The sequence below is a fragment of the Micromonospora sp. NPDC005324 genome, assembly GCF_040607155.1.
GTDB lineage: Bacteria > Actinomycetota > Actinomycetes > Mycobacteriales > Micromonosporaceae > Micromonospora > Micromonospora trifolii.
On sequence record NZ_JBEXGE010000092.1, the window covers coordinates 1 to 5,484 of the forward strand.

General features: G+C 65.8%; 4 protein-coding genes and 2 pseudogenes. 4 read left to right on the forward strand and 2 right to left on the reverse strand.

All coding sequences use genetic code 11. The features are described from left to right. Window positions 1-91 precede the first annotated feature (91 nt). From ABZS40_RS36130 to ABZS40_RS36140, 3 genes and pseudogenes are all read left to right on the forward strand, one after another. Window positions 92-397: a hypothetical protein gene (locus tag ABZS40_RS36130; protein ID WP_354949199.1), complete on the forward strand. Its 306-nt coding sequence runs from the start codon at window positions 92-94 to the stop codon at window positions 395-397. Between the two features lie 557 nt (window positions 398-954). Then, complete coding sequence (locus ABZS40_RS36135) at window positions 955-1,575, forward strand: GNAT family protein (RefSeq protein WP_354949201.1); 621 nt, start codon at window positions 955-957, stop codon at window positions 1,573-1,575. 332 nt (window positions 1,576-1,907) lie between these two features. Next, window positions 1,908-2,000, forward strand: a pseudogene (locus ABZS40_RS36140) (IS5/IS1182 family transposase); the annotation flags it as partial. Between the two features lie 125 nt (window positions 2,001-2,125). On the opposite strand, the gene ABZS40_RS36145 reads toward ABZS40_RS36140, so the two are convergent. Continuing rightward, complete coding sequence (locus ABZS40_RS36145; RefSeq protein ID WP_354949202.1) at window positions 2,126-3,241, reverse strand: FUSC family protein; 1,116 nt, start codon at window positions 3,239-3,241, stop codon at window positions 2,126-2,128. Between the two features lie 355 nt (window positions 3,242-3,596). On the opposite strand from ABZS40_RS36145, the gene ABZS40_RS36150 reads away from it, so the two are divergent. Then, window positions 3,597-4,985 carry a carboxylesterase family protein gene (locus ABZS40_RS36150; protein ID WP_354949204.1) on the forward strand — a complete coding sequence of 463 codons (1,389 nt, stop codon included), beginning with the start codon at window positions 3,597-3,599 and terminating at the stop codon, window positions 4,983-4,985. A gap of 400 nt (window positions 4,986-5,385) precedes the next feature. Here ABZS40_RS36150 and ABZS40_RS36155 read toward each other — a convergent pair. Further along, window positions 5,386-5,484 (reverse strand): annotated as a pseudogene (locus ABZS40_RS36155) (IS5/IS1182 family transposase); the annotation flags it as partial.

Genomic DNA, 5,484 nt, shown 5'->3' on the forward strand with positions numbered 1-5,484 from the left:
GTCTTAGAGTGACCACCCTCTATACCGGAGCTCCGCTGCTTCGTCTCCACGACACGCTTGACAGCCCACCAAAACACCTAACTGAACGGCGTTGGGGCTAGCCCTCGACGCGCTGGAGATCATCGCGGTCGTGGTCACCGCGGTGTCAGTCACCGACAACGCGATCGGGATCCGGCTGCGCGAGAAGGTCACCGAACGCACCCCGAAGGTAGCCCGAGCCTGGGTCGACGCCAGATTCAAGCAGCACCTGGCGCTGCACGGCGCCATGCGGGGCGTTGACATCAAGGTCGTCAAACGACCCGACACCACACCGGGCTTCGTGCTGACCCGCAAACCCTGGATCGTCGAACAGGTCAACGGCACCCTGATGCCGCACGGACGCCGCGCACACGAGTAGGAGAGCCGGCCAGAATCCAGCGTGTCACGAACGCTGAGGGGCGTCGATGGCGAAAATGGTCCACCGGCTCACCGGCACCAGCACCGTGTCTTGGCGACACTGATGGACCTCACCACCGCTCTCGACCCGATCGCCGAACGCAAAGCCATCGCACGCCAGGACACCGACCGGCATAGCGAACAGGTCGCCGCGCTCACCGGCGAATCGGCACCTCCCGGCGTTTTGCCGGCCGGACCGGCCTCGATGGGTGGGGGCCATCGACCACTGCCTTCGAAACTCACCTGCGAGTCCGTAACGGAAGGTTCACGAACGATGAGCGGATCGGAAAACTCCCGCGAGCATCCAGCTATCTCTTCAGCGTCGCCGTCACGCTCCGTGAGCCTCTAAACGGAAGTCGAGTATCCTTTTGCCGACGCCGACGATTTCCGGGACTGGGTTCGAGGACGAATGCGTCTTTGCGAAGGCGCCGGCGTGAATACAACAGCCAACTACCGGGCACCCAACCCGGCACGTTACGTCGCTTGCTGAGACGATCTTGATCTGCCCATAATGAGCACGTGGCCGCTGAACAGATCGCAAATTTTTCCGTCAAGCCCACCCTGACCGGCATGAAGGTGCTGCTCCGCCCCTTCGTGGCGGAGGACATCCAGCACCTCCTCGCCGCGCTGCGCGATCCCGAGGCCGCCCTGCTCACCGGCAGCGCCCATAGTGACGGGGATCTCGCTCGCTGGGACGCAGCAAGCGAGGAGCGCGCGCGCCAGTGGTACAACACCCGCAACCAGCAAACCGATCGTCTCGACCTGGCGGTTGTGGACCGAGCGCACGGTGAGTGCGTAGGGGAGGTCGTGCTGAACGAGTGGAACGAAGAGAATCGGAGCTGCAACTTCCGGACGGTCCTGGGACCGACCGGCCGCAATCGCGGGTTGGGTACTGAGGCAACCCGCCTGATTGTCCGATACGGCTTTGAGCAGCTCGGCTTGCACCGGATCTCGCTGGAGGTGTACTCGTTCAATCCGCGTGCCCGGCGGGCCTACGACAAGGTCGGCTTCGTCGCCGAGGGTGTGCTACGCCACGTGCTGCGCTACAACGACGACTGGATCGATGCCACCGTGATGTCGATCCTCGCCCATGAATGGGCCAACCACGGCGGCCGCCCGTTGTTCAGCGGATCGTCCTGACTGACCCGCTTGGGATGAGGCGTCCGGTCACTCTGCGCTAGAGGACGGCATCACCCCTGCCGTGCTCGCGCAACAATGGCAGTAGCCAACGAAAGACCTTCGCACTCGGCTGGCGGGACAGGCGGATGGGCCGGGTAATCTCGCCGCCACCTCGCCATCGCCAGGACGATAGACGTCGAGGCAACTACCCGCGATCCTGGCCCGCGTCCGCGAGGCGCATGGCTGAAAGCCCCCGGGCCTTCCGTCGCCCGCAGCCCCATGCGCACCCATGCCCCGCGGCGGCAACGCCCCAGGACTCCGGTTCGGTTCGGAAGTTGGAAGCGCCGGTCGTCAAAGGCTTCAGCGTGGTCAAACGCCGATGGGTCGTCGAACGCGCCATCGGCTGGCTCATGCACCACCGCCGAATCGTCCGCGACTATGAAACCCGAGAGCGACTCCCTTCCTCATGCACGTCACTCAGTCGACGGGTCGGGAATCGATCCGCCTCAGACCGGGGCTGATGCCCCGGTCTGGGGCGGCTCAGCCGCGCCAAAGCCTGGAGTCAGAGGTGCTAGCCGGCGACGTTACGGTAGAAGGCAGCACGTACGTTGTGGTTCGCCTCGACCTGCGGCATTCCTGAAGCCACGAATATGTCGCTTGCTGTCGTCCGAACCTGGGCGACCACGACCGAGCCCGAAAAGCCCACGCCCGCCTCGTAAGCCACACCCGCCAATCGAACCGCATCGCGAGCGCGTTCACGTGCCTCCGCCGGTTCCCTCCCGCTGGCGAATTCCTTGCGCAGAAGGCTCACAGAATCTCCAAGCGCCTGGACCGCACGGTTCAAAGCAGCGGGCATGTGCTCTCCATCCTCAATGAGGGTCACCGCCCGCCTGATCAGTGTGCCGCTGTTGCGCATCGCCCGATCGATGGGCTCGGCGGCTGCAGCATAATGCCGCAAGATGCCGCGTCTGTAGCGCCAGGAAACGGGCGCCAAGGTGGTGGATTCCTTCGCGCCCTCCACTGCGTCGGTCAGCGCCTGCAGCTCGGCCTTGTTGCGCCGCAAGCGCTCCATGGCAAGTTCAGCCCGGCCGATGTCCCCGCTTTCCAACGCCTCCGCGGTACTGTTCAACTGCTCTGCGAGCATGTCCAAAGCTGGTCCAGCAGCCCGGTTGATCACGCGCAGTGGATTGATCGGAACCAACAAGGCTGTCACGACGAGCGCGGCGGCACCGCCGACGAGTGCGTCAACGAATCTTGGCACCTCCAGGTTGCCTACGGAGGGACTCAAGGTCGCGATAAGGACGGCGGTGCTCGCACTCTGCAGAACCACCGCGGCGCTGCCTCCGAGTACCAGGGCGGCCAAAATTGACAGAATCACGATCGTGCCTAACTGCCATAAACCGGTGCCTACTGCCGCAAGAAGTAGATCACCCACCGCCACACCGAGGCCTACCCCCAGGATCAGCTCGACGATCCGTCTGACGCGTTGCCCAACTGATGCCGCCAGCGTGCCTACGGCCACGATTGGGGCGAAGACGGGATCCGGGTTTCGTAGCACCTGATTGGCCACCAGCCACGCAAGGCTGGCGGCCAGCCCTGCCTGCACCGCGACCACACCGCCCGCACGCACACGGTTGACCCTGTCTCGCACCGTCGCTAGAAGCGAATCGGTCGCATGTTCGACCATCGCCCTGCGCGAGGCCCCGTGTCCGCTGGGTGGGGTATCGCCATTGCCCCGAGTCGCCCTGAGGTTCCAGCGCATTCGAGGGTCTACCCTCTTGGAGCCCTGGCTACCGCACCACCGCTAAGCGGTTGTCGGCCCGCTGCCCCTGCGAGACAGTGCCCCTGACGTCAGGCATTCGGCGAGAGGCAGCGCTGCGTCACCACAGTTAGGCCGCGCCACGTTCGGTGCGCTGCCTGCGGCCTGAAGCGCCGCAGGCGCGGTGGTACATGTCAGTTTCCGCCATCTTCGAGGCGCGCGGCGTGCCACCGCGATCCGAGAGAGAAGCTTCGGTGTCTTCGTCAGCCTCTTAGGGGGTGCTATGACAACAGCGAGCGCGACAACTACGGCCGGTGCCGTTCGGGGCCGTAGGATTGGCCGGGTCGTCCACTTCGCCGGTGTACCGTTTGCGTCGGCAGCCCGATTCGCGAGCCCGGAGGCACCCCGACCCTGGCTGGGAACGCGCGACGCCAGCAGCCCCGGCCCGATCGCCCCGCAACCGGCGGGCCGCCTCGAGCGTGTCATGGGCCCGATGCGCGCCGGCCGGCAGAACGAGAACTGCCTGACGCTAAACCTTTGGACGCCGAGCGTCGTTGACGGTGCTCGACCAGTGCTGGTCTGGATCCATGGCGGCGGATTCTCCTCAGGGTCGGGCAGCGCCGAGTGGTACGACGGCACTCTGCTCGCCGAGCGCAGCGACCTTGTCGTTGTGACAATCAACTACCGCCTCGGCGTACTTGGGTTTGCCCACCTCGACTCGCTCGCACCGTCCAACCGCGGTCTGCTGGACATGGTCGCCGCGCTGGACTGGGTTCAGGACAACATCGCCGCGTTCGGCGGCGACCCCGCAGACGTGACCGTCGCCGGTCAGTCCGGCGGGGCGGTGTCCATCGTCCCGCTGCTCGGGCGCGGCTTGTTCCGCCGCGCAATCCTGCAGAGCGCGCCGTTCGCGGTTCTGCCCTGGAGCAGTGAAGAGGCAGGTGAGTTTACCGCCATGCTGTGCGCCGAGCTGGGGCTCGCCAGACCGGCGAGCCTGTTCGACGTCCCCGTGAACCGCCTGCTCGATGCGCAGAGGGCCGTCACGGAAGCCATCACTCGGGCGAGCCCGAACCCGCTGAACGTCGCGCCCCCGTTCCAGCTGGTCACCGACGAGTTGGTCGGCGAGGAGCTGATCAGCACCGCGCTGAACAGGCCGCGTCCAGAGGTGGACCTGCTCATCGGTTGGACCCGCGACGAACTCGCCGCGTTCGTTGGCGGAGACGAGCGTTTCGCAGCAATCGACGCCGAAACGGTGATTCGGGCCATCCGACAGTGGTACGGTGGCGAGGCCGAGCAGCGCTACGCGGACCGCCTGTCCCAGCTGCCGGAGGCGGCCACGCCGGCCCAGGTGGCGCTAGCCATCACCACCGACGAGGTATTTCGCCGCGGTGCGTTGCGGCTGGCGGCCGCGTTCCCCGGCTCGGTTACCTACCGGTTCGACTGGCGCCCGACCGGAAGTCCGTTCGGGGCCTGCCATTGTCTGGACATCCCGTTCGTCTTCGGCAATGCCGCAGCGTGGCGAGACGCGCCGATGCTGCCAGGCGGCGAGCTGCCCGGCCGGCTCGCCGAAGCAGTCCGGACGACATGGACCGCATTCATCCGCGGGGACCAATTACCGGGAAGAAGCGGAGACGACCCGATTATGTTCGGCGAATGCACCATCGCGAACTGACGGCGCCGGCCGGCCGGCACCCTTGCTCGACGTTACGAATCCCGAGGCCGAGCCTGAGCTTCGGCTCGGTTCCGAATCCGGCAGGCCAACCTGAATCCCGGTTGAGATGAATGGCTCACGCGGAGCCCGCTTTCACGGTGGCCGGAGGCGGCGATACCACCCAGGTCAGCTCGGTCGCGCTCGCCTCGGGGAAGTCGCGGGCGAGGTCAGTGACCGCCAGGTTCGCGATGGTGGCATCCAGGATCGCAAGAAACGTCGCCCCCACCGCCAGCGTCAGAATGGTCCGGTAACCGGACGGGCCGGGCCCCCTCCACGACCGTTCCCTCGAAAAGCCCAGCAGACGGTTAAGCAGTGAGCCTTCTTCATCCTGCATATCGGTTGGCTTCGACGTGGTGCAGAACGAAATGGCGATGGTGATCATGCTGGCGGAGTTGTCGGGTCGGGCTTCGTAGTCGCGTACGAGTCGGCGGTGGTGCATGAGCCAGCCGAGGGTGCGTTC